Here is a 22,843-nt window from a genome sequence, read left to right as displayed (position 1 = left end):
CAACACACCGGCTCTGCTTCGAGGCAAACTTGACCAGCAGGCTTGTCGTACCGGATCAACATGAGGCATGTATGACCCTCCTCGGCTCCACCATTTTCCTCCTTGAAATTCGTGATGCGACAGCGGAATTCGCCCGGAAGCGGCGGAGTTCACCGCGTCTTCATGCCGCCCCCGTTGTGCACGCGGCGTTGACCGAATCGCCGTCCTCCCCTCTCGAAATCCGCCATCTCTGCCCATCCGGGGTGTCGCACATCGCTGCTGCCCGAGCGGCGTGAGCTTGCCCTTGGCGGTTGGGCAGGCGACGACGGCATGGGCTCGGAAAGTGCCGAGTTCTGTGGCCGGGAGGCCGGACATCCCCCTTCCGCAGGCCATCTCCAAGGTCCGCTACCCGGAACCGGCTCTTGGCCGCCTGATGCTCGCCCCGTTCCCGGGATAGGCTCCGCTGCTATTCGAAGAAGTCCTCGTCCACCCTCTTGATGTGGAGGGTTTCCTCGATCCTGCATCCGACCTCGTGGCGGATCATGAGCTTGGCCAGTTGGATGCCGTCGATCAGCACGATGCGCGTACCCAACCGGTCGGCCGTCTCCCTGGCCGACGTGGTGAAGGCGGAGGTGGTGACGAACAGCCCCTTGGTCGCCTTGAACAGGTTCAGGCTGCCGAAGAAATCGCGGATGGCCCCCGCCCCGACCGTGTTGCCGTCGGCGTACCGCTTGGCCTGGACATAGACCCGGTCCAACCCGAGCGGATCCTGGTCGATGACACCGTCCACGCCGTCGTCGCCCGACTTGCCAACCAGAGCCTTGTCGAGTTCCCTTACCGAACCGCCATAGCCCATGGTGATCAGCAGGCGGACCACGGTCTTCTCGAAGAAAGCGGGCGTGCCGGATCGCACCCGCTGGAGGATTTCCTCCGCCAGGGACGCCTCGATCCGCAGATGGGCCTGCCGCATCACCTCATCGGGTGTCAGGGGACCCTCGGCGGCCGGCATCACGACTTCTGCACTGTCGGCGGCCTCCGCCATCCCGGCCTCGCCGTTGCGGAAGCCCTTGAAGCTCGGGAATTGCTCCAGGAACCGGATGGTGATCCGCTCCGGCGGCGAGTTCAGGACGTCCCGGCCGGCCGGCGCGATGCGGAAATGTGCCCGCCGGGTGAGGTCCACCAGCCCGGCTTTGGTCAGGTAACTCTTCGCCCAATGGACCCGGTTGGCGAAGGTCGTCTGCCGGCCCGACGGCAGAAGCTGGGCTCGCTCCTCGTCGGTCAACGCGAACACGTCGGCAAGCTGGTCCACCACATCGCCGATGCGGACCTCGCTGCCCCCGGCGGCGGTCTTCAGCACGGGGAGCATCAGGGTCTGGAAATCGGGAATGGCCATCGCGAGCCCAACGTCTCTTCAAAAGTGTGCAAGGCGGCGGCACTCTATCAGACCGGGTGCGGCAGGCAACGCCGCTGACCGGGGGCGGGGCTGCGGCAGGGTGGCCGGCTCAATCCTCCTCGTCCCAGTCGTCGCCGGGACCCGGATACTGCGGCGGGGCCTTGCCGACCGACGCGACCACCCTGGGGTAGCCTTTGCGTGGCTCCCGCTCGCCGAGGGCCAGGACCTCGACCCGGAACCGCCGCGCCGGCGGGCCGGTCCGCGCCTCAATGCGTGTGGGCGTGGTGGGCATCGGGGAAGTGCGGGTGCCGGTGCCGCAGGCGTCCGTGACGATGGCGGTGGGTGTGCGGTTCGCGCACCGGGCCGTCGTGATGATGCTGGTGATGCTCGTCGTGGACGTGCGGGTGGTCGTGCTCGATCTCGTCGTGCTCATGCTCGTGGTCATGGTCCTCGGTGAGATGCAACCAGACCCCGAAGCCCATCAGCACCGCCGCGGCGACGAGCCCGAACGTCACCGGCTCCCCGAAGATCACCAGCGAGGCGGCACCGCCGACGAAGGGGGCGGTGGAGAAGTAGGCCCCGGTCCTGGCGGTGCCGATCTGCCGCAGGGCGACCACGAACAGAACGAGGCTGATGCCGTAGCCCGACAGCCCGACCAGCATCGCCGCGGCGACCGCCGGCGCGGCGGGCATGGCGGAGCCGAGCGTCGCCGCGATGCCGACATTGACGCTGCCGGCCACCAGCCCCTTGATGATGGCGATGTCCACGGGGTTGGCCAGCGACACCTTGCGCGTCAGGTTGTTGTCCACCGCCCACATCAGGCAGGCGGCGGCGACCGCCGCGGCTCCCCATCCCGCGGCGATGTCCATGCTTCCGCGTCCCGTGCTTCCGCTCCCCATGTCTCCGCTTAAGGAGAGCACGACCGCCCCTGCCACGATGGCGGCCATGCCGGTGACGAGCCGCCGGTCGACCCCTTCCTTGAACGCGAACCATGCCAGCAGGGCGGTGAACACCCCTTCCAGGTTGAGCAGCAGCGAGGCGGCCGATGCCGGTGCCGCGGTCAGGCCGTACATCAGCAGCACCGGGCCGGCAACTCCCCCGGCGGCGACCGCAGCCGTCAGCCACAGCCATTCGGCGCCATGGATGCCCCGCTCCCGCCCTGCGCCCCGGCCAGCCAGCGCGCGGGCCAGCCTCACCAGCCCGAGCCCGAGCCCGGAGCCGAGATAGAGAAGCCCCGCCAGCATCCAGGGCGACAGGTCGTGGACCAGCAGCTTCGCCAGCGGCGTGCCGACGCCGAAGAGCATCGCGGCGAGAATGGCCGCGGCCGGCCCGGTTCGAACCATGGAGCGTCCCTCCGTCCGAAGGCCCTGGCATTGCCCGCCGGCCGGACCCGATGGAAGCCCCACCATCGCGCATTCACGGGGTTCGTGGAACCGGAATCGGGCGCCGTCCCGGTCATATACGTGCATCGAAGCCGCCATTCGCGCAAAAGCTGGTCCCTGGAGCGGCAAATCAGGAAACATTACTTCCTTTTTGCACACTCCTTCGTCGCACCGGCCTCGGCCTTCCTGTAGGATCCGGGGGAAGGGCGGGGCTCCGCCATCCGTCGCCCACCATCCATGACGCTCACCATCCATAACGCTCAGGGAGGAGCGATGCCCGTAACATTGCAGGCCGGCGACATCCTCATCAATTCCGACAAGTTCGGCCATGTCGGGCTGGCGATCGGCAACTGGCAGGGCAACCGCTCGGCCTCGTCGACAGCCACCCACTGCGCCTGCATGGCGATCGTCCACGCCACCAACAGCGGCGTGATCCTGGACGGCTGGGGGCAGAAGGCGGTGGTGTTCCGGCCGCTCCAGCTTTCGGTGACGGAAGTGCTGGCAGTCTCCAAGATCGCCGAGGAGATCAGGAACGGTGCCCAGTACGGCGCCGCGCGCGCCGTGTTCAAGTCCTGGACCGGCAGTTCCAGCTACGGCAAGGGCGCCCGCGAACGCCTGGACAAGTACCGCAGCCGCCTGCGGATGAACGACACCGGCGGCACCGCGCTCTCGATCGTCAAGAACGTCTTCTGCTCGGAACTGGTGATCCTCGCCTACCAGTTGGCGCTGAACGAGGACCATGCCCAGTTCATCCGGCTCGACGGCATGCACTCCCTCCCCAGCACGCTGAAGACCTACCTGACCGGCCGCAGCAACGCCTGGCGGATGGAAGGCGACTACGTGCCCTGACCGCCGCAGGCGGCAAGCTGGTCCGGGTGCGGGGCATGGTTCAGGTGGATGCGGACATGCTCCCAGCGGCCCCGGCCGTCCGGCGTGCCGTCGTCGCAAGGCGTGCGATCCAGCACCTCGAAGGACAGGCTCGACAGCCCGTCGCCCTGCGGCAGCTTTCCGGTCGACCAGAGATGCTGGAACATCCGCCGGTTGACCAGGGAGATGGGGGTCGGCACCGCCTCCGGCGTGAAGCCGTCGTTGTCGTGGTCCAGCGGCCGGAAGGTCCCCTTGCGCCGCCCGGTCGGCAGGCGCCGGGCCCGGATGCGCAGGGAGAAGTCGAAGTCCTCGTAGCCCCAGCCCCAATACTGGTTCGAATAGCCGTCGATCTGGCGGAACACCCCGTTGGGCACCAGCAGCACCCCGCCCATGGTGCTTTCGAGGTTCGAGGTCACGGTGCGGTCGGAACGGCCGGGCGCGACGGGACGGTTCTCGGCCCCGTGCCACAGGATCGGCGTCGGCTCGGCAGCCCAGGAGTAATCGGCGTCGAGCGGCAGGTAATCGACGTCGTGCAGGCAGGTGTAGTCGCTCCCCTCCGCGCCCAGGACGAAGCCGGCATTCTTCAGGGCGCCGCGGTTGAACGGCAGCCCGGCATCCTGCTCGACGACGGTCACGCGATAGTCGAGCGGGACGGCCAGCCGGGCGAAATAGGCCGTCAGCCACGGCACGAACTGGCGCAGATGCTCCGCGCGGTCGCGGTAGGGAACGACGATGTGCAGGCGATGCTCGTTGGCGTCCACGGATCCTCCCTCCTCCAGCAGCGGGCTACGGCAGCGCCGGCACGTCGAACCCACGGGGTGCTGCGCCGGCGCGCCGGATGTCGGCCATCGTCCGGTAGGCCGCCTCAAGGTGCCGGGCGAAGCGGGGCGTGTCAAACAGCGGGCAGCCGGCCAGCCCGTCCGCCAGCCGCCGGTGCAGGGCGGCGAGCCGTGCCGGGTCGCGGACCAGCGCCAGCGCCAGCGCCTCGTAGGCGTCGTCGTCGGCGGTGACCAGCTCCGGCAGCCCGGCGGCGCGGAGCAGGCTGGCCGCCACCCGGCCGGCGAAGGTCGTCCCCGACCGCGTCAGCACCGGCAGCCCGGCCCACAGCGCGTCGCTCGCCGTGGTATGGGCGTTGTAGGGAAGCGTATCGAGGAACAGGTCGGCCAGCCGGTGCCGGGCCAGATGTTCCGGCAGCGGCAGCGGCGACGCGAAGACGAGCCGGCGCGGATCCAGGCCGCGGGTCGCCGCCTCGCGCCGCAGGTTGCCGACCGCCGCCGGGTCGGGTGCGAACAGCCACAGCACGCTGCCGGGAACCGCCCGCAGCAGCCGGATCCAACGGTCGAACAGCGACGGCGTCAGCTTGTAGGGGTTGTTGAAGCTGCAGAAGACGAAGCCGTCCTCCGGCAGGCCGCAGGCGGCACGGGTCGGCGTCCCGGCGGCGATGGTGCGGCGGCGGTCGTTCGGCTGGTAGCAGTGGGGCAGGCGGACCACCGCCTCACTGTAATGGGCGTCGTCCCCCGGCGGGATCACCACCGCATCCCCGATGATGTAGTCGATGAAGGGGGCGCCCATGGTGCCGGGGTATCCCAGCCAGTTGACCTGCAGCGGCGCCGGGCGCGCCGCCAGGATCGGCGTCCGCGCGAAGGCGGTGTAGCCGTTGAGATCCACCAGGATGTCGAGGCCGTCGGCGGCGATCCGCTCCGCCGCCGCGGCATCGGCCATCCGGCCGAGATCGACGAAGCCGTCCACCGCGCCGGCGATCCGGCGCCGCATCGGGCCGCCGTCGTCGACGCCGATGGAGTAGGCGTGGATGGTGAAGCCGGAGCGGTCGTGCAACTCCAGAAGCTCGGCCACCAGCCAGGCGATGGCATGCTCGCGGAAATCGGCCGACAGATAGCCGACACGCAGGCGCCGGTCGGCGGGACTTGCCGGCGCTGCCGGCGGGCGGGAGGGCGACCGGATCCCGGCGGCCTTCTCCGCCCAGCGGACGGCCGCGGCCAGTTGGTCGGCCGGCGTCGACGGCGCCGACAGCAGGGCGAAGGGCGGCAGGTGCGCCGCACCGCGTCGGGCGGCCCCGATCAGGCTCTCCTCCAGCAGGTCGAGGTCGCGCCAGTCGCAGAGTTGCCTGCGCTGCTGGACGAGCTGGGCCAGCGCCGGCACATGGCCGGGAACGAGCCGCAGCACCCGTTGGTAGGCCGCGGCGGCCGCCGCCGGCTCGCCGGCCTTCGACGACGCCGACGCCAGATCCAGCCAGGCCTCCGGATCGCCGGGCAGCAGCGCCAATGCCCTGTGCAGCGCCTGCAGCGCCGCCCGCGGCCGGTGCCCGTTCAGATGGACCTGTCCTGTCAGCCGCCAGCCGGCGGCCATGCCGGCGTCCCGCGCCAGCAGGTCGTGCAGAACGGCCAGCGCGCCGGCATCGTCGCGCCGCCGCCGCAGCGCTTCGGCAAGGCTCAGCATCGCCGGAAAGAACCCCGGCCGCAGGTCGAGGGCCAGGCGGAACTCCCGGACCGCGTCCTCCTCCCGGCCCAGCCGGACCAGGGCATTGCCCAGATTGTTGCGCGCCTCCGGCGCCGTTGGCGCCAGCCGCACCGCAGCCGCCGCGGCCGCGGCCGCCTCCGGCCACAGCGCCAGCGCGTGGGCGGCGTTCCCGACGGCCATCAGCGCCGCCGAGTCGTCGGGCGCCAGTGCCGCCGTCCGCCGCGCCGCATGCCGCGCCGCCTGTGACCGCCCCTGGTCGAGATGGAGCAGCGACAGGTTGGCCCAGGCCGCCTTGCGGTCGGGAGCGAGCAGCAGCGCCTGCCGGTGCGCGGCCTCCGCCTCCGCCGCGGCGCCCGCCTGCTGCAGGGCGGTGCCGAGATTGTCCCAGGCGCTGGCGTCGCCGGGGGAGCGGCGCACCGCCTCTTGGTGATGGGGCACCGCCTCCGCGATCCGGCCGAGCGCCTGGAGCAGCAGGCCGAGGTTTCCGTGCACGCTGCCGAGGTCCGGCCGCCCGGCCAGCACCGCCCGGTAATGCGGCTCGGCCTCCGCCATCCGGCCCCTGTTGTGATGGGCGAGCCCGAGGCCGTAATGCGCGTCGAGCGAGTCCGGATCGAGGCGCAGGGCCGCTGCATAGCAGGCGGCGGCACCGTCCCAATGGCTCACCGAGACCAGCAGCGCGCCGAAGTCGAGATAGACGTCGAGGTCCTTCCGCAGGGCCAGCGATTTCTGGAAATGGGTCACCGCCTCGGCGATGCGGCCCAGCCTCCGGGCGATCAGGGCGAGCCGGTGCAGGGCGGCGGCATCGGCGGGGTCGGCATCGAGCAGCCGCGACCACGCCGCCCGTGCCTCCTCCAGCCTGCCGGCCTGCTCCAGGGACGATGCCTCCTGCCGGGCGTCGGTCATCGGGCGGCCTCAGTCGCGCCAGCGGGTGTGATGGAGGATCTGCGGGATCGCGGCCGGCCGGCGATCGTTCCCCCACTGCGAGATGTCGGCGACGGTCCGCACGCCGCGGCGGCGGCCAAGCAGGCTGAGGATGCTCTGGTCATGCCGGTGATCGCGGAACTCCGGGTAGTTCGGCAGGCCGCATTCGTTGGGCCGGTCGGTCAGGATGCGCGGATCCTCGGCATGCTGCAGCCACTCCGCGGCGAAGGCCACCGTGGCGGGCGTGCGTTCGCAGACGATGAAGCTTGCCAGGATCTGCGTGGCGTTGGCATAGCCGGGATGGTCCAGCCCCATGTAGTGGAAGCAGTCGCGCTTGGTCCACACCCGGTTGCGATGCTCCGCCTGCAGGGTGAACAGCAGGATCGGCAGGTCGCGGCGCTGCCGGCACAGCTCCACCACCGGATCGATGCGGTGGATGAAATGGGCGCCGCTGTCGCAATAGAACAGCACGTCCCCCTCGGCCAGTTGGGTCGACAGCATCCAGTGGATCAGGAAGGGCTTCCACAGCCAGTAGCCGGCACCGCGCGGCTGCTCCAGCGTGGCGCGGTTGCGGGCAACGAAATCCGGATGGTCGTCCAGTGTCCGGCGGCCGAGCGCCGCCACCGCGTCGAAGCCGCCCACCGCCAGCCCGGTCGCCGCGTTGTGCTTCTGCGCCGCCAGGAAGGCGCCGTCGGCATAGTTCAGGAGGATGCGCGCCATGATCGTTCCCGCCTGTGCCGGCTAAAGCCGGGCCTCGATGAACTCGACGAGCCTGTAGACGTCGAAATGGAAGTCCTCGGTGCCGAGGAAGGGCGGCACGCCGCGCACCGCGCACCAGGCGTCGTAGTCCTCGTCCAGCGCCAGGATGTGGCTGCAGGCGGCCTCGTCGTCGGGAAAGGCGGAAACGTCGATGAAGCTGCCGGCGGCCACCTCGCGGCGCAGCTCCGGATCGCCCCAGTAGAGCGGGACGGTCCCGGCCTGGAAGGCGTCCAGGATCTTCTCGGTCAGGTAGCCGGGATGGCTGCTGTTCTCGAAGGCGAAGGCGAAGCGGTAGCGCTGGAAGACCTTGATCTTCGGCAGCCAGCCCGTCCTGACCACCGATCCGGTGTTGTTCAGGTGCCAGCCCACCGCATCGACCCGGCGGCGGGCGTCCAGCATCGCGAAGAAGGCGTTGCGCCGTTCGGCGTGCGGATTCTTGTAGAGGAAGGCGCAGAAGCCGCGGTCCTGGAACTCGCGCCGGCTCGGAAGGACCGGGGGAAGCACCGGCTGGCAGAACAGCGGGGTCGCCGTCTCGCGGAAATGGTCGTGGGCATGGACGACGTAGAGCGGCAGCCGGAAATGCCGCGGATCGTCGAGGCGGTCGAAGGACACCGCCATGTCGAAGGAGTCCAGCGGCGGCCTCCGGTTCTCGCCGGTGAAGTAGAGCGAGCGGGCGCTGCGCATCTCGCGGTGGCGGCCGCCGAACACCGAGACGATGGCGAGGTCGCTGTCGTCCTCGACCACGCGGACCGCGAAACGGGTCGCCAGCAGGGCGGTGAAGAAGTTGCGGCGGCTGTCGAACTCCGGCCAGAAGTCATGGAAGGCGAGCTTGAGCGGCGGTTTCGCCCCGCGCCGCGGTCCGTCCGGCCCGGTCAGCAGGAACCGCTCCAGTTCCAGCGGGTTGCGCCGCCCGCCCGCGAAGAAGTCCGCCAGGAAGGCGCTGGTCCGCGCGTCGATCATGCCCTGCCCCCTCTCGCACCGCCCCTGCGGACGGCACGGAGCTTAGCAAAGCCGGCACCGCAACGGCAGGGCCAAGAGGCCACCGGCCGGCACGGCCGTACGGAATGCCGGCCGGCACGGCCGTACGGGATGCCGCCCGGTGACGGCGGGGATGCCGGCCGGTCAACGGCGCAGCCGCTTTTCCTGCATGATCTCGAGCTGGAGCTGCTGGATTTCGGTCAGGCGCTGCCACTGCCGCTGGATCAGGTAGTCCATCTTCTCGTGCAGGTGCCGGATCTCCAGTTCCGCCTTCAGGTTGACCCGGTAGTCGTTCTCCGACCGCAGGCGGTCCTTCGCCTCCTGGCGCTTCTGGCTCATCATGATGACCGGCGCCTGGATGGCGGCCAGACAGGACAGCAGCAGGTTCAGCAGGATGAAGGGATAGGGGTCGAAGGACCTCGGCTCGCCCTCGATCACGTTCACCGCCATCCAGACGGCAAGGAACAGCCCGAAGGAGATGAGGAACGCCCAGCTCCCTCCGAAGCTGGCGAGCCCGTCGGACAGCCGCTCGCCCAGCGTCCTGCGGTCGTCGTACTCCTCTTCCGGGTTCTCGGCCAGCGTGTCGTGGCGGGCCAGGCTCTCCGCGACCTCGCGGTCGAGTTCGCTGAGTTCGCCATGCTCCGCCTGCAGGAGTTCCGCCACGTAAAGGGAGCGGTAGCGCGCCAGCTCCTGGCGGCTGATCAGCGATTCGGGGTCCAGATGCGGGTGGTCCCTGCGGATGCGGTCCGCCAGGTTGGGCCGCAGGGCGTCGAGCGCGATCAGGTCGCGCTTGGGACGGCGCTTGCCGCTGATGGCGCAGGGGTGGCGCTTGGACGGCAGGATCGATCCGGACTCGCCGCCCTCCGCCTCGGCATCCGGCTCGGCTGTCCCGTCACCGTCCGGTCCACCATGGCGCATCCCGGCCCGCTCGGGCATGGGGGTCGGCACCACCCGGTCATCCCCGTCCTGCGGCGGAACCGGCGAACCCGACGGTGGAAGTGTGTGATCGGTCATGGTGTCGCCTCCCTGGCATGCCTGCGAACCGCAGGGAGGACTTTATGCCCGATTGTTTTGACAAGCCGGTTAAATCGCTGAAAGGCGGCGGCCGGCCGGGATGACAGGGCGTTCATCCCGCCCGCTTATCGTCATGAGAAAAGTGGCCACCATGAGAAAAGGGGCCGCCTTCCGGCGGCCCCCCCATCCCTCGCGCGGCGTCGGGGTCAGCCGATCCGCCAGACCTCCGGGATGCTCTCCAGCCGCTTCAGCAGCGCGTTGCGCTGCTGCTCGATCTCGTCCGGCAGGCGGTCGCCGAAGCGGTTGAACAGCTCCTCCTGGTCCTTCGCCTCGGCCTCGGCCTCCTTGCGGTCGATGTCCATGATCTTGGCGAACTTGTCGGCCGGGAAATTCAGGCCCGACCAGTTCAGATCCTGGTAGCGCGGCGAGTAGCCGAAGGGCGACTCGGCCACGTCGTTGGCGCGACCGCGGACGCGGTCGACGATCCACTTCAGCACGCGCATGTTGTCGCCGAAGCCCGGCCAGACGAACTTGCCGTTCTCGTCCTTGCGGAACCAGTTGACGCGGTAGATGCGCGGCAGGTTCTCCACCTTGCCTTCCATCGACAGCCAGTGGTTCCAGTAGTCGGCCATGTTGTAGCCGCAGAAGGGCAGCATGGCGAAGGGGTCGCGGCGGATGGCGGCCTGGCCGACCGCGGCGGCGGTGGCTTCCGAGCCCATGGTCGCCGCCCAGTAGACGCCTTCGCGCCAGTTGTAGGCCTCGAACACCAGCGGGAAGGTCTTCGACAGGCGGCCGCCGAAGATGAAGGCGCTGATCGGCACGCCGGCGGGGTCTTCCCAGGCCGGGTCGATCGACGGGCACTGCGCGGCCGGCGCGGTGAAGCGGGAGTTCGGGTGGGCGGCGACCCGGCCGCAGCCCGGCGTCCAGTCCTTGCCCTGCCAGTCGATCAGGTGGGCCGGCGCTTCGTCCGTCAGCCCTTCCCACCACACGTCGCCGTCGTCGGTCAGCGCGACGTTGGTGAAGATGACGTTGCGGTCCAGCGTCTTCAGCGCGTTCGGGTTGGACTTGATGCTGGTGCCGGGGGCGACGCCGAAGAAGCCGGCCTCCGGGTTGATGGCGCGCAGCGTGCCGTCGGGCTGCGGCTTGATCCAGGCGATGTCGTCACCGATGGTGCGGACCTTCCAGCCCTCGAACTCCTTGGGCGGGACCAGCATGGCGAAGTTGGTCTTGCCGCAGGCCGACGGGAAGGCGGCGCCGACATAGGTCTTCTCGCCGGCCGGGCTTTCCACGCCGAGGATCAGCATGTGCTCGGCCAGCCAGCCCTGCTCGCGCCCCATGGCCGACGCGATGCGCAGCGCGAAGCACTTCTTGCCGAGCAGCGCGTTGCCGCCGTAGCCGGAGCCGTAGGAGACGATGCGGTGCTCCTCCGGGAAATGGACGATGTACTTGTTGTCGGCGTTGCACGGCCAGGCGACGTCCTTTTCGCCGGGCTCCAGCGGGGCGCCGATCGAATGCAGGCAGGGGACGAAGTCGCCGTCGCCGAGGATGTCCAGCACCTTCTGGCCCATGCGGGTCATCAGGCGCATGTTGACCGCGACATAGGCGCTGTCGGAAATCTGGACGCCGATGTGCGAGATGTCGGAGCCGAGCGGCCCCATGCTGAACGGCACCACATACATGGTGCGGCCGCGCATGCAGCCCTCGAACAGGCCGTCCAGCTTGGCCTTCATCTGGGCCGGGTCCATCCAGTTGTTGGTCGGGCCGGCTTCCTCGCGGGTGCGCGAGCAGATGTAGGTGCTGTCCTCGACGCGGGCGACGTCACCCGGATCGGAGCGGCAGAGGAAGGAGTTCGGCCGCTTGGCCTCGTTCAGGCGGATGAAGGTGCCGGCCTCGACCATCTCGTTGCAGAGGCGGTCGTATTCCTCCTGCGAGCCGTCGCACCAGTGGACGCGCTCCGGCTTGCATTTCAGCGCGATCTCCTCGACCCAGGCCAGGAGCTTCTTGTTCCGCGTCCGCGTGTTACCAGTCATATCGTCCCTCTCGAAGCTTGGTGCCGGTGATGCGGCGCCGGGTTCCCGCCCGGCGGCTTGCGCACTGCCGCTCCGGCCATTCTTTCGTCCGTCGTCTTGTCAGTCGGAAAAGCCCGCCTCAGCGGGGCGCCGCCTGTGGGCGGCGGCCAGGGCCGAAACCCGTCCCCAGGCGCGGCATCGCGGCGGCACGGCGGCGATGCATCGCGAGGGGCGGCCCCGACGTACGGCTTCTTGGGGCGAAAAGCCTGGGAGCCGACGGCTCCCCGGACGTAAAACGGGTCGATCCGTTATGGTCCACTGAAGTGTTCTCCTGGTTGCGCTGGACGCACGCCGCGTTCTTGTTTTTGGTGCGGCGTCCGTAGGTGTCGAGGCGACCTCTCGGCTGGTCGTTCAGGCTGACGGTCGGCAGTTCTTCTCTCGATTTTTATTGTTATTGGTTTCGCTTCGCTCTTTCCGCGAGCGTTGCCTTGTTTTCTTGTTTTCCGGTGGGCGTGTTCACCCTCCGTCGTCCGGACGATGGATTTCTCCTGTCAGCGGCGTGCTCCCTCACATCTCCCCCTCCCGGGATTTGCCCGGCGCCGGCGAGTGTGAATTCAGTGTCTCCGGACCGGAGGATCCCGGCCCGCCCTGCGGCCGGACCAGCTTGTCCAGCTCCAGTCTAGCCGATTCGGGGTCCTGGATTCTCCGGCCAAAATCGACGCGGGCGACGTACCCCCCGCGTCGGAGATCGCATCCCTCCGGGTCAAGACCGGTCAGGGACCAGCCCTCGCCGTTCCCGCCGCCCTTCCCGTCTTTGCCATCACCGGCGGCGGCCAGCCGGGCGCCGTAGCCCTCGGCATTCAGGCGGTCGAGCAGGTCCTGCTCGCCGGCCGCCAGCGCCGGGGCGGGCGGAGGAAAACCCAGTTCGGCGGCGGTCAGCCAGTGGATGCGGCCGAAACCGGCGACGAGATGCGCCCGCTCCACCGCCACGCGGTAGAGGGCGAAGTCGCCGAAACCGGCATAGAGGGCGGCGTCGGGATGGCGGCGCAGGTAGCGGGCGCGGCAGGCGGGGTCGTCCGACCGTTCCACCCGCCCAAGCAGCGACAGCCGGGCACCGGTCAGCGGCTGCGCCAGCCCGGCGGTGCCGTCGAACAGCAGCCCGACGCGGTTGTCGGCCAGCAGGTTGCGCGTATGGTCGGCCAGCCCGGACAGCAGCAGCAGGGGACTGCCGTCATGGTCGAGCGCCACCAGCACCAGCGAGGGGTAGGGCCAGCCCGCGCAACCGGCGCCGGCTTCCTCCGCGCCCCGCGCGTCACCCTCCCGCGCATCCCCTCTCTGCAGGGTTGCGAAGGTGGCGCGGTCGCAGGCGCGCATCAGCCGCCGCGCCCGGCCAGCCGGGGTGTCGGCAGCCGGGGTATCGGCAGTCGTGGGGGTGGAGGCCGGGGGCGCGGATAGCGATGCCCCGGGGACAGTGGCCGTCCCGGGAGCTGTCCGGCCCGCCGCAGCACCGGACGGCGGCGCGCCTCCCGTCCCCTCCGAAGCCGCTTCGGACGGGGCGGGACGCACGGGAAGGTCGTTCGAAAAACTCATTCCAAAACGAGTGCGTTCTCCCGCGCGGCACCGTTGTTCGGCGCCGCATTGACGCCATATTGGCCCATACAAATGCTGTGGGAAAAGCGAAAACTGCCGCTGGCACCTGGACTCTGGCATAAAGTATTGGGATGACCACTCGGCCTATGCCCATGTTTCCGCTAACATTCCCCGCGCCGCGCCAGTAACCCACAGACTTGCCGACTTGCCCAATTAGGATCCCGGATCGACCATGCCCCACACCGTCGCCCTGGTGGATGACGACCGCAACATCCTGGCCTCGGTCTCCATTGCGCTGGAAGCCGAGGGCTTCGACGTCCGCACCTACACCGACGGCGCCGAGGCGCTGCGCGGGCTGACCCAGCGCCCGCCCGATCTGGCCGTCCTCGACATCAAGATGCCGCGCATGGACGGCATGGAACTGCTGCAGCGCCTGCGCCAGACCAGCCGGATGCCGGTCATCTTCCTGACCAGCAAGGACGACGAGCTGGACGAGCTGATGGGCCTGCGCATGGGAGCGGACGACTACATCAAGAAGCCCTTCTCGCAACGGCTGCTGATCGAGCGCATCCGGGCGCTGCTGCGGCGCGAGGCGCTGCGCGGCGACGTCGAGGAGACCGATCCCGGGCAGATGATCACCCGCGGCCCCCTGACGCTGGACGGCGCCCGCCACTCCTGCGGCTGGAAGGGCCAGCCCATCGACCTGACGGTGACCGAGTTCCTGCTGGTCAAGGCCCTGGCGCAGCGGCCGGGCCATGTGAAGAACCGCGACCAGTTGATGGACGCGGCCTATGGCGAGCATGTCTATGTCGACGACCGCACCATCGACAGCCACATCAAGCGGCTGCGCAAGAAGTTCAAGGCAATCGATCCCGACTTCACCCAGATCGAAACGCTCTACGGCGTCGGCTACCGGTACAAGGAATAGCGTGGACATCAAGACCGCAGGCGGGCGCAGCGGCCGCCGCCGGCGCGGGGTGTCGCCGCTGACGCTGCGCGTCCTGGCGGTGAACGTCCTGGCGCTGGCGCTGCTGCTGGCCGGGCTGCTCTATCTCGGCCGCTACCAGGACCGGCTGATCCAGGCCGAGACCGAGGCGCTGGCAACGGAGGCCCGCATCTTCGCCTCGGCGCTCGGGGAGGGTGCCGTGAACCGCATCCTGACCCCGCCCTCCACCCCCGCCGGCGGCGCCCCCGGCAGCGGCGCCCCCGGCAGTGGCGCCCCCGGCAGCGGCGAGGAGGGGGGCGAGCGGTTCGAGCTGGCTCCCGAGCTGGCCCGCCCGATGATCCGCCGCCTGGCGGAGGCGACCGCGACCCGCACCCGGCTCTACGACATCGACGCCCGCATGCTGTCCGACAGCCGCGTGCTGGTCGGATCGCAGGGACGCATCGAGATCCGCGAGCTGCCGACCCCGCCCTCCGGGGATCCCGTGTCCCGCGCGATCAACGACCTCTACACCCGGCTGATCGACGTTGTGCCGAGCCGCGAGGGGCTGCCGGTCTACCGCGAGGAGCCGGGACAGTCCAATCCCGACGTCGAGCGCGCGCTGAACGGCGAGACGTCCGCCACCGTCTGGCGCGTCGACGACGCCGGCGGCAAGAGCGACACCCCGGAGCTGCTGCTGACGGTGGCGGTGCCGGTGCAGCGCTACCGCGAGGTGCTGGGGGCGGTGCTGCTGAGCCGCAGCGGCGGCGAGATCGACCAGGCCATACGCTCCGTCCGCTTCGACATCCTGCGGGTGTTCGCCGTCGCCCTGCTGGTGACGATCGCCCTGTCCTTCTATCTGGCCGGCACCATCGCCCGGCCGATCCGCAGGCTGGCGCAGGCCGCCGACCGGCTGCGCACCAGCCATGGCCGCCACGCCCAAATCCCCGACCTCACCGCCCGCGGCGACGAGATCGGCGAGCTGTCGGGCGTTCTGCGCGAGATGACCGACGCGCTGTGGACCCGCATGGACGCCATCGAGCGCTTCGCCGCCGACGTCGCCCACGAGATCAAGAACCCGCTGACCTCGCTGCGCAGCGCGGTGGAGACCGCCGGCCGCGTCAGCGACCCGCGGCACCGCGACCGGCTGATGGCGATCATCGCCGACGACGTCCAGCGCCTCGACCGCCTGATCAGCGACATCTCCAACGCCTCGCGGCTGGACGCCGAGCTGTCCCGCGCCGAAGCGGAGCCGGTCGACATCGGCATGCTGCTGGCCATACTGGCCGACCTGCGCCAGGCGGTGGCAGGCGAGACGGCGGTGGTCGAGGCGGCGGCCAAGACGGCGGCTGAGACGGGGGGAACGGACCCCGCCGACGGCGGGACCGCGGGCGCACCGGACGCCCCGCGCCTCGTCGTGGAGGTGCCGGCGGGCGAGCGGCTGGTGGTGCCCGGCCTGGAGGGGCGGCTGACCCAGGTGTTCCGGAACCTGATCGACAACGCGCTGTCCTTCTCGCCACCCGGGGGCGTGGTAAGGGTGACGGCGAGGCGGAGCGGCTCCGGCGTCACGGTGGTCGTCTCCGACAACGGCCCCGGCATCCCCGCCGGCAAGGAAAACGCGATCTTCGACCGCTTCTATACGGAGCGCCCGCCCGGCGAGAAGTTCGGCACCCATTCCGGCCTCGGGCTTTCCATCGCAAAGCAGATTGTTGATGCCCACAATGGTTATGTATACGCGCGAAATCGCGCCGCCGCCGACGGCCGGATCGACGGAGCGGACTTCGTGGTGACGCTGCCGTTGCTGTGAAGCCGCCTGCGAAATCCGTCCTTCATTGTAAGTATACGGTGGACAACGCCCGCGCTTGCCTCGATCATCCTTCGAGAAGCCTCGCCCATCCGGTGATCCGCGGTCCGGACCACCATCGGCAGGTTGTCATCCTCCGGCCGGGTAAGCGCTCTGCGGGCTTCATCGGCGGTGCACAACGATTCGAGGTTGCCATGACCGAGTCGTCGCCACCTTTCTCCTCCACGCGGCTCCCCGGCTCCGCCCGGCGTGCGGATGGTGGTGGCGGAGCGGTCGTCGACTTGCGCCGCTACCGGCTGGCCCGGATGATCCGCGATGCCGGCCGGCAACAGGGCGAACTGGCCCGGATGATGCGGGACTCCGCCCGCGAGCGCGGCCAGATGGCGGAGGCGCTTCAGGGCGCCCAGCGCCATCTCGCGAGCCTTGCCGCCACCTACAAGGTCCTGATGCTGCGCCTGAAGCGCGAGAAGGATTTCCGCGATGCCTGCCAGGCGGCGGCGGAACTGGGGGATCTGGACGAGATGATCCGCCGCCGCGACGCCCTGGCCCTGGAACTGGAGGCGATCCGCCGCCCCACGGACGGCGCCGGCCAGTGACAGCATCGCGCAATGACAGCACCGGGCAATGACAGCGCCGGCTGGTGGCCGCGCCCGAAGGCCGGCGGCGGGTATGCCGCCGGTAGTCGGGTGGGACATTCCGCATCGAAAGATCGGTTGAAAGCGGATGGGGGAGCCCGGTCAGGTTTCCCCGCCTGTCCCGCCGGCCCACCGTTCCGTTTCCATTGACAGGAACGGTCGCACGTCTCACCTTCGGCAAACTATGGTGACGATTCACGGCACCTGCGTCTTGCTCTCCGACACCGGCGTGCTGCTGCGGGGAGAAGCCGGACGCGGAAAATCCGATTTGGCCTTGCGACTGATCGACAATGGCGCCCGGCTGGTCGCGGACGACCGGGTTGTGCTGCGTGCCGACGCCGGCCGCCTGACCGCCTCCGCGCCGCCGGCGCTCGCCGGCCTGCTGGAGGTGCGGGGCGTCGGCATCCTGCCGGTGCCCGCCGCCCCGTCGGCCGCCGTCGGCCTCGTCGTGGATCTGGTGCCGCGGGACGCCGTCGAGCGGCTTCCCGAGGCGGAGGTGGACATGCTTCTGGGCATCGCCCTTCCCCGCCTGGGCCTGTGCGCCTTCGACGCCTCGACGCCTGCCAAGATCCGCCTGGCCGCCGCACGCCTGCGCGACGGGCGGCTGGACCGGGTCCCCGCCAGCCTGTCGGCCGTATCATGAATTCTGCCGTGCCGTCCGATCCCGCCGGTTCCGCGGCCGGCGCCCGCGGGCGCGTCGTGCTGGTCACCGGGCTGTCCGGGGCCGGCATGTCGGTGGCGCTCAAGGCGCTGGAGGATCTGGGATACGAGGCGGTCGACAACTTGCGCCTGTCGCTGGTGCCCGCCCTGATCCAGCAGGCCGATCCCAAGCGCCGGCCGCTGGCGCTGGTGATCGACAGCCGCACCCGCGACTTTTCCGCGCAGAACTTCCTGGACGAGCTGGAGGAGTTGCGCCGCCGCGACGATTTGGACGTCCGGCTGGTCTTCCTCGATTGCGGCGACGAGGTCCTGCAGCGCCGCTTCACCGAGACCCGGCGGCGTCACCCGCTTGCCGAGGACCGCACGGTGCCCGACGGCATCCAGCGCGAACGCGCCCTCCTGTTCCCGCTGAAGGAGGACGCGGACGTCACCATCGACACGACGCAACTGTCCATTCACGATTTGCGGCGCATCCTGTCCGGGCATTTCCAGCGCGATGCGCAAGCCGCCTTGCAGGTGTTCGTGACGTCCTTCTCCTTCCGCCAGGGCCTGCCGCGCGAAGCCGACCTAGTCTTCGACGTGCGCTTCCTGACCAACCCGCACTACGATCCCGAGCTTCGGCCGCTGACCGGCCTGAACCCGGCCGTCGCCGCGCGGGTGGAGAGCGATCCCGACTTCCCGGACTTCTTCCGCAACCTGACGGGCCTGCTGCGCCCGCTGTTGCCGCGCTACAACCAGGAAGGCAAGAGCTACCTGACCATCGCCATCGGCTGCACCGGCGGCAAGCACCGCTCGGTCTTCATCGCCGAACGGCTGGCGGCCTGGCTGAAGCAGCAGGGGCTGCGGGTGAACATCAGCCACCGCGAGCTGGACCGGCAGGGACTGCGGACCGGCGGCGCGGCCGGCACCCCGGCGGGCCAGCCGGCCGGCACCCCGGGATGATGCAAATTGCGCATTGACGACCATACGTCCAACCAACGATCCAGAAGCGGCGAGGGCCGGCGTGGCAAGCCGCCGACCCCGGTGCAGGTCTCCGGGGAGGACTCAACCTTGAAGGATGTCCCATGATCGGTATGGTTCTTGTCACCCACGGACGACTGGCCGAGGAGTTCATCGCCGCACTGTTCCATGTGGTGGGCGAGCAGCAGCAGGTGCGCGCCGTGTGCATCGGCCCGGACGACGACATGGAACAGCGCCGCCAGGACATCCTGAACTCGGTGGCGGAGGTCGACGACGGATCGGGGGTGGTGGTGCTGACCGACATGTTCGGCGGCACCCCGTCCAACCTGGCCATCTCGATCATGGACAAGGCGAAGGTCGAGGTGATCGCCGGCGTCAACCTGCCGATGCTGATCAAGCTGGCCAGCGTGCGCAAGACCGAGCCGCTGGAGAAGTCGGTGATCGCCGCCCGCGACGCCGGGCAGAAATACATCAACGTCGCCTCCACCCTCCTGTCGGATTGAACCCGCCGCGATGAGCCATCCCGAGGATACGGCCCCCAAGGACGATGCAGCCGTCGCCGATGGCGAGCTGCGCCGCACCGCCACCATCACCAACCAGCGCGGCCTGCATGCCCGCGCCTCGGCCAAGTTCGTCAAGCTGGTCGCCACCTTCGATGCCGAGATCAGCGTGCGCCGCGGCGAATCCGTGGTGTCGGGCGAGTCGATCATGGGGCTGATGATGCTGGCCGCCGGTCCCGGGACCACGGTGGAACTGCGCGCCGCCGGCGCCCAAGCCGACGAGGCGATGGCCGCCCTGCTGGACCTGATCAACCGCAAGTTCGATGAAGAGTGAGATTCCCCCCACCGCTCCCGACCCTGTGCCGGGACCGAAGCCGGCCGCCCAACCGATGCCAGGGCCGATGACGGGGCCGGCTTCCGGTTCCGGCAGCGAGGCCGGTGGCGCGCCGCGGAGCCTGCGCGGGCTGGGGGTGTCGCCCGGCATCGCCATCGGCCCGGCCCATGTGGTGGAGAGCGGTGCCGTCGCCATCCCGGAATACGCCATCGATCCCGGCGCCGTCGAGACCGAGGTCGCCCGCTTCAACGAGGCCGCCGCCAAGGCGCGGCGCCAGATCAAGAAGCTGAAGGGCAAGGCGCTGGTCCTGCCCGATTCGGCGTCGGAGGAGATCGGCTTCCTGCTCGACGCCCATCTGTCTATGGTCACCAACTCTCGCCTCACCCGAGGGGTCGAGCAGCGCATCAAGAAGGACCGCGTCAACGCCGAGGCCGCCATCCAGGCGGAGATCGCCGCCATCGCCGCCACCTTCGCCGGGATGGACGACGCCTATCTCGCCGGCCGCATCGACGACATCCGCGAGGTCGGGCGGCGGCTGACCCGCAACCTGATGAAGCAGGAATACCGGGCCTTCAGCACGCTGCCACCCGGCAGCATCATCCTGGCGGAGGAGCTGACCCCCGCCGACACCGCGCTGCTCGATCCCTCGATCATCGGCGGTTTCGCCGCCGTGCTCGGCGGTGCGGAGGGGCACACCGCCATCCTCGCCCGGTCGCTCGGCCTGCCGGCGGTCCTCGGCGCCCCCGGCCTGCTGGCCGGCGTGCGCAACGGCGTGACGGTGATCGTCGACGGCCTGCAGGGCCGCGTCCTGATCGACCCGCCGGCCGAGGTGCTGGCCGACTACACCGCCCGCCGCGCCGCGCGCGAACGCGAGCGGCAGGGACTGAAGAGCCTGCGCAAGCTGCCCGCCGTCACCCGCGACGGCACAGCCGTGACGCTGATGGCCAACCTGGAGCTGCCGCGCGACCTGGAGCACGCGCTGGAGAACGGCGCCCAGGGCATCGGCCTGCTGCGGACCGAGTTCATGTTCATGAACCGCGACCAGCTTCCCGACGAGGACGAGCAGTACGCCGTGCTGCGCACCATGATCGACGGCATGGGCGGGCGCACCGTCACCGCCCGGACCATGGACCTGGGCGGAGAGAAGCTGGCCGGCTGGATGGCCGGCCGCTACGGCGAGCCGTCCAACCCGGCCCTCGGGCTGCGCGCCATCCGGCTCGGCCTGCGCGAGCCGAAGCTGCTGGAAACCCAGCTCGCCGCCATGCTGCGCGCCGGCGCCCACGGGCCTCTGCGCATCCTGCTGCCGATGATCGCCTCGGTCGCCGAAGTGCAGAAGGTGCGCGAGATGATGGGCACCGTCGCCCGCCGCCTGCGGCGCCGCGGCGTCACCATCGCCGACCCGCTGCCGCCGGTGGGCGTGATGGTCGAGGTGCCGGGGGCCGCGCTGTCGGCCGACGCGCTGGCCTATGCCGCCGACTTCTTCGCCATCGGCACCAACGACCTGACCCAGTACACGCTGGCCATCGACCGCGCCGACGAGCAGGTCGCCACCCTCTACGACCCGCTGCACCCGGCGGTTCTGCGCCTGATCCAGTTCACCATCGAGGCGGCGCTGCGCGCCCGCATCAGCGTGTCGGTCTGCGGCGAGATCGCCGGGGATCCGCGCTACTCGGCGCTGCTGCTGGGGCTGGGCGTGCGGGAGCTGTCGATGGCGCCGCCGGCGGTCCCGGCGGTGAAGAAGCGCATCCGCTCCATGGACCTGATGGAGGCCAGCCGCCGGGCGCGCGTCATCATGGACCAGAGCGACAGCGGCCGGATCGCCACCCTGCTGGACGATTTCAACGCAATCGCCTGACGGCGCCGGGCGGACCGCAGCCTCACGGCTGCTTCCGTCCGGCCATGTGGCCGAGATAGGCGATGACCCGCTCCAGGTCGGCGTCGCTCAGCATCGAGGGATCGAACCCCGGCATCTGCTGGCCGGGCCAGGTGCGGACGGCGCGCGGGTCACGGACCAGCCGCTTCAGGCCGTCGGGGGTCAGATAGTCCGTCGGGTTCATCGGCCGGTTCAGGTCGGGACCCATCGTGGCGCTGCCGGCGCCGTTCAGCGTGTGGCAGGCCATGCATTGGGTGATGAAGACCGCCTGCCCGGCGCGGGCCGGCGACTCCGCGGCCAGTCCGGCGTCCACCGCGAGCTGCGGCCAGCGCGTCAGCGGATCGTCGGAACTGACGATGCGGGTGAGCTGGTAGGGCCACTGCTCGCTGCGCACGCCCGACGCCTCGGGCCTCACCCACACCAGGTAGAAGGGCCCGGCCGACACCTGCTTGCCCGGCAGCGCCGGCCAGGGCCGGTCCGGCGGCTCCACCGCCAGGAAGGCGACCGCACCGTCCGGGCCGGTGCGCAGGCAGAGGTCCGGCGGAAGCTGGGCGGTGAAGCCGTCGGACGCCACCCCCTCCAGCACGCTGCCGGGCGCGAACTCCCCGACGCCGAGGAGGCTCGCCAGCGGCACCGCGCGGTAGCGCATCGGCCCGCCGTAGGAGACGTCGGCGGGGATGTCGACGGTCACCGCGTCCGGTCGCGCCAGCAGCGCGTCGCGGTCGAAGCGGCGCTCCGCCCCGGCGGCGACGATGGTCAGTTCGGGGCCTCCGGCCACCGCGGGCTGCGTCGCCGCCGGTGACAGCAGGGCCAACACGACCAGGACCGGCAGCAGCGCGATGGCGGCGAGGAGGGGCGTGGTCGGGCGCAGTCTCATCCGTCCGGATCCTCGGTTGCGTCCCCGTCCCGAAGCTCATCCCCGGGATCGGCGTCCTCGCCGTCGGCGTCGGCAGCGGGGCCGGCGGCGGGGCCGGGCCACGGGGAAGGACCGGCGGCGGGCGGCGGCTCGCGCTCCAGCCGCTCGATCTGGGCGGGATGGGTGATCTCGATCATGGGGCCGTTGCGCAGCAGGATCCAGCCCCGCACGCGCACGCGCCGCCCTTCGTAGGACAGCGGGTCGATGCCGGCCCGGACGAGGTCCCGCATCGCCGCCCGGCCGATATGGACGGTGACGTCGCTGCGCCAGTCCTCGCCGAAGTCGAGATAGCTCTCGCCGCGGCCCTTCGACACGCGCAGCACTACCCCTTCGACGACCTGGAAGCTGTCGCGGTCGCGGGCAAGGCCAGCCGGGTCGCCGGCATCGCGCAGCGCATAGACCCGGCTCCGCCACAGCCCGCGGCCGGCGTCCCGTGCCGCCGTCTCTTCCGCCAGCAACTCGGCGGCGTAGGCGCTGGCGTCGGGACGGGTATGGACGCGGGCGAGCCCGCGGGCGACCAGCGCCGACTGCAGCCACAACCCGTCGTCGCGCACCAGATGGGCGAGCAGCCGGCCATGGCGGTCCGTCGGCGCCGGACCATGGACGACGACCGGGCGGCCGAGCGCCAACTGGGCCAGCATCGCCCTGGCGGCCTCGGCCAGTGGCCAGACCCGCCCGTCGCGCGGGTCGGCGCCGCGCGGCGGCTTCGCCGCCTCGATGCCGGCGAGGCGGACCTGCCGGCCGTCCTCCAGTTCCAGCGTGTCGCCGTCGAGCACAGCGGTCACCCGCAGGGCATCCGCCCGGACGGCGCCCGCCAGCAGAAGCCCGGCCAGCAGGACCAAGGCCGGCATAAGGTCCGGCACGCGCGG

21 protein-coding genes are annotated in these 22,843 nt (G+C 70.3%); 10 read left to right on the top strand and 11 right to left on the bottom strand.

Annotation, left to right across the window (positions count from 1 at the left end; genetic code table 11):
• Positions 1-275: hypothetical protein (locus tag J2850_RS15850; protein WP_209983298.1), on the top strand; the 275-nt coding region annotated here is incomplete at its 5' end.
• Positions 276-445: 170 nt separating this feature from the next.
• Here J2850_RS15850 and J2850_RS15845 read toward each other — a convergent pair.
• On the bottom strand, positions 446-1,372 hold the full coding sequence (locus J2850_RS15845) for a restriction endonuclease (protein ID WP_209983296.1): 927 nt from the start codon (positions 1,370-1,372) through the stop codon (positions 446-448).
• 266 nt (positions 1,373-1,638) lie between these two features.
• Positions 1,639-2,715, bottom strand: coding sequence for a DMT family transporter (locus tag J2850_RS15840; RefSeq protein WP_209983294.1), 1,077 nt, complete (start codon positions 2,713-2,715; stop codon positions 1,639-1,641).
• A gap of 312 nt (positions 2,716-3,027) precedes the next feature.
• Between J2850_RS15840 and J2850_RS15835 the strand changes: the two genes are divergently transcribed.
• Positions 3,028-3,603, top strand: coding sequence for a hypothetical protein (locus J2850_RS15835; RefSeq protein ID WP_209983291.1), 576 nt, complete (start codon positions 3,028-3,030; stop codon positions 3,601-3,603).
• On the opposite strand, the gene J2850_RS15830 is transcribed toward J2850_RS15835, so the two are convergent.
• From J2850_RS15830 to J2850_RS15800, 7 genes are all read right to left on the bottom strand, one after another.
• Positions 3,591-4,382 (bottom strand): galactosyltransferase-related protein, encoded by a 792-nt coding sequence (locus J2850_RS15830; protein ID WP_209983289.1) that lies wholly within the window; start codon positions 4,380-4,382, stop codon positions 3,591-3,593. The genes J2850_RS15835 and J2850_RS15830 overlap by 13 nt on opposite strands.
• A gap of 25 nt (positions 4,383-4,407) precedes the next feature.
• Positions 4,408-7,002 (bottom strand): tetratricopeptide repeat protein, encoded by a 2,595-nt coding sequence (locus tag J2850_RS15825; RefSeq protein ID WP_209983288.1) that lies wholly within the window; start codon positions 7,000-7,002, stop codon positions 4,408-4,410.
• A 9-nt stretch (positions 7,003-7,011) separates the two neighbouring features.
• A complete protein-coding gene (locus J2850_RS15820; RefSeq protein ID WP_209983287.1) occupies positions 7,012-7,740 on the bottom strand; it encodes a hypothetical protein in 729 nt (242 codons plus the stop codon).
• A 21-nt stretch (positions 7,741-7,761) separates the two neighbouring features.
• Positions 7,762-8,739 carry a glycosyltransferase family 10 domain-containing protein gene (locus tag J2850_RS15815; protein WP_209983285.1) on the bottom strand — a complete coding sequence of 326 codons (978 nt, stop codon included), beginning with the start codon at positions 8,737-8,739 and terminating at the stop codon, positions 7,762-7,764.
• Positions 8,740-8,901: 162 nt separating this feature from the next.
• The gene (locus J2850_RS15810) at positions 8,902-9,771 is read right to left on the bottom strand and encodes a DUF1003 domain-containing protein (RefSeq protein ID WP_246513112.1); all 870 of its coding nucleotides are present in this window, start codon (positions 9,769-9,771) and stop codon (positions 8,902-8,904) included.
• A 206-nt stretch (positions 9,772-9,977) separates the two neighbouring features.
• On the bottom strand, positions 9,978-11,801 hold the full coding sequence (locus J2850_RS15805; protein ID WP_209983283.1) for a phosphoenolpyruvate carboxykinase (GTP): 1,824 nt from the start codon (positions 11,799-11,801) through the stop codon (positions 9,978-9,980).
• A gap of 546 nt (positions 11,802-12,347) precedes the next feature.
• Positions 12,348-13,370: a HugZ family pyridoxamine 5'-phosphate oxidase gene (locus J2850_RS15800; protein WP_209983281.1), complete on the bottom strand. Its 1,023-nt coding sequence runs from the start codon at positions 13,368-13,370 to the stop codon at positions 12,348-12,350.
• A gap of 232 nt (positions 13,371-13,602) precedes the next feature.
• On the opposite strand from J2850_RS15800, the gene J2850_RS15795 reads away from it, so the two are divergent.
• The 8 genes from J2850_RS15795 to ptsP all read left to right on the top strand — a co-directional run bounded on the left by J2850_RS15795 (position 13,603) and on the right by ptsP (position 21,040).
• Positions 13,603-14,298, top strand: a complete 696-nt coding sequence (locus J2850_RS15795) for a response regulator transcription factor (protein ID WP_209983279.1) — start codon at positions 13,603-13,605, stop codon at positions 14,296-14,298.
• Position 14,299: 1 nt separating this feature from the next.
• Entirely contained in the window at positions 14,300-16,099 is a 1,800-nt protein-coding gene (locus J2850_RS15790; RefSeq protein WP_209983342.1) for a stimulus-sensing domain-containing protein, read from the top strand.
• Between the two features lie 191 nt (positions 16,100-16,290).
• On the top strand, positions 16,291-16,692 hold the full coding sequence (locus tag J2850_RS15785) for a hypothetical protein (RefSeq protein ID WP_209983277.1): 402 nt from the start codon (positions 16,291-16,293) through the stop codon (positions 16,690-16,692).
• Positions 16,693-16,915: 223 nt separating this feature from the next.
• Positions 16,916-17,374: an HPr kinase/phosphorylase gene (locus tag J2850_RS15780; protein WP_209983275.1), complete on the top strand. Its 459-nt coding sequence runs from the start codon at positions 16,916-16,918 to the stop codon at positions 17,372-17,374.
• Positions 17,371-18,333 carry an RNase adapter RapZ gene (rapZ, locus tag J2850_RS15775; protein WP_209983272.1) on the top strand — a complete coding sequence of 321 codons (963 nt, stop codon included), beginning with the start codon at positions 17,371-17,373 and terminating at the stop codon, positions 18,331-18,333. Before J2850_RS15780 ends, rapZ begins: the two co-directional genes overlap by 4 nt.
• A 122-nt stretch (positions 18,334-18,455) precedes the next feature.
• Positions 18,456-18,854 (top strand): PTS sugar transporter subunit IIA, encoded by a 399-nt coding sequence (locus J2850_RS15770; protein ID WP_209983271.1) that lies wholly within the window; start codon positions 18,456-18,458, stop codon positions 18,852-18,854.
• 10 nt (positions 18,855-18,864) lie between these two features.
• Positions 18,865-19,185, top strand: a complete 321-nt coding sequence (locus tag J2850_RS15765; RefSeq protein WP_209983269.1) for an HPr family phosphocarrier protein — start codon at positions 18,865-18,867, stop codon at positions 19,183-19,185.
• A gap of 67 nt (positions 19,186-19,252) precedes the next feature.
• Positions 19,253-21,040 (top strand): phosphoenolpyruvate--protein phosphotransferase, encoded by a 1,788-nt coding sequence (gene ptsP / locus J2850_RS15760; protein WP_209983267.1) that lies wholly within the window; start codon positions 19,253-19,255, stop codon positions 21,038-21,040.
• Positions 21,041-21,062: 22 nt separating this feature from the next.
• Here ptsP and J2850_RS15755 read toward each other — a convergent pair whose 3' ends face one another.
• Together J2850_RS15755 and J2850_RS15750 are read right to left on the bottom strand one after the other, a co-directional pair.
• Entirely contained in the window at positions 21,063-21,935 is an 873-nt protein-coding gene (locus tag J2850_RS15755; protein WP_209983265.1) for a c-type cytochrome, read from the bottom strand.
• Positions 21,932-22,825: a thermonuclease family protein gene (locus J2850_RS15750; RefSeq protein ID WP_209983263.1), complete on the bottom strand. Its 894-nt coding sequence runs from the start codon at positions 22,823-22,825 to the stop codon at positions 21,932-21,934. The genes J2850_RS15755 and J2850_RS15750 overlap by 4 nt, the downstream gene beginning before the upstream one ends.
• Positions 22,826-22,843: the final 18 nt, after the last annotated feature.

The sequence above is a fragment of the Azospirillum picis genome (genome assembly GCF_017876115.1).
Taxonomy (GTDB): domain Bacteria; phylum Pseudomonadota; class Alphaproteobacteria; order Azospirillales; family Azospirillaceae; genus Azospirillum; species Azospirillum picis.
This window is presented reverse-complemented; position numbering and strand designations above follow the sequence as displayed.

Excerpts from the sequence above, each read along its gene's own strand:
- J2850_RS15815 (WP_209983285.1), bottom strand. The coding sequence starts at position 8,739 with ATGATCGACGCGCGGACCAGCGCCTTCCTGGCGGACTTCTTCGCGGGC.
- J2850_RS15780 (WP_209983275.1), top strand. The coding sequence starts at position 16,916 with ATGGTGACGATTCACGGCACCTGCGTCTTGCTCTCCGACACCGGCGTG.
- J2850_RS15845 (WP_209983296.1), bottom strand. The coding sequence starts at position 1,372 with ATGGCCATTCCCGATTTCCAGACCCTGATGCTCCCCGTGCTGAAGACC.
- ptsP (WP_209983267.1), top strand. The coding sequence starts at position 19,253 with ATGACGGGGCCGGCTTCCGGTTCCGGCAGCGAGGCCGGTGGCGCGCCG.
- J2850_RS15820 (WP_209983287.1), bottom strand. The coding sequence starts at position 7,740 with ATGGCGCGCATCCTCCTGAACTATGCCGACGGCGCCTTCCTGGCGGCG.
- J2850_RS15805 (WP_209983283.1), bottom strand. The coding sequence starts at position 11,801 with ATGACTGGTAACACGCGGACGCGGAACAAGAAGCTCCTGGCCTGGGTC.
- J2850_RS15810 (WP_246513112.1), bottom strand. The coding sequence starts at position 9,771 with ATGACCGATCACACACTTCCACCGTCGGGTTCGCCGGTTCCGCCGCAG.
- J2850_RS15755 (WP_209983265.1), bottom strand. The coding sequence starts at position 21,935 with ATGAGACTGCGCCCGACCACGCCCCTCCTCGCCGCCATCGCGCTGCTG.
- J2850_RS15750 (WP_209983263.1), bottom strand. The coding sequence starts at position 22,825 with ATGCCGGCCTTGGTCCTGCTGGCCGGGCTTCTGCTGGCGGGCGCCGTC.
- J2850_RS15795 (WP_209983279.1), top strand. The coding sequence starts at position 13,603 with ATGCCCCACACCGTCGCCCTGGTGGATGACGACCGCAACATCCTGGCC.
- J2850_RS15800 (WP_209983281.1), bottom strand. The coding sequence starts at position 13,370 with ATGAGTTTTTCGAACGACCTTCCCGTGCGTCCCGCCCCGTCCGAAGCG.
- J2850_RS15835 (WP_209983291.1), top strand. The coding sequence starts at position 3,028 with ATGCCCGTAACATTGCAGGCCGGCGACATCCTCATCAATTCCGACAAG.
- rapZ (WP_209983272.1), top strand. The coding sequence starts at position 17,371 with ATGAATTCTGCCGTGCCGTCCGATCCCGCCGGTTCCGCGGCCGGCGCC.
- J2850_RS15840 (WP_209983294.1), bottom strand. The coding sequence starts at position 2,715 with ATGGTTCGAACCGGGCCGGCCGCGGCCATTCTCGCCGCGATGCTCTTC.
- J2850_RS15770 (WP_209983271.1), top strand. The coding sequence starts at position 18,456 with ATGATCGGTATGGTTCTTGTCACCCACGGACGACTGGCCGAGGAGTTC.
- J2850_RS15765 (WP_209983269.1), top strand. The coding sequence starts at position 18,865 with ATGAGCCATCCCGAGGATACGGCCCCCAAGGACGATGCAGCCGTCGCC.
- J2850_RS15785 (WP_209983277.1), top strand. The coding sequence starts at position 16,291 with ATGACCGAGTCGTCGCCACCTTTCTCCTCCACGCGGCTCCCCGGCTCC.
- J2850_RS15825 (WP_209983288.1), bottom strand. The coding sequence starts at position 7,002 with ATGACCGACGCCCGGCAGGAGGCATCGTCCCTGGAGCAGGCCGGCAGG.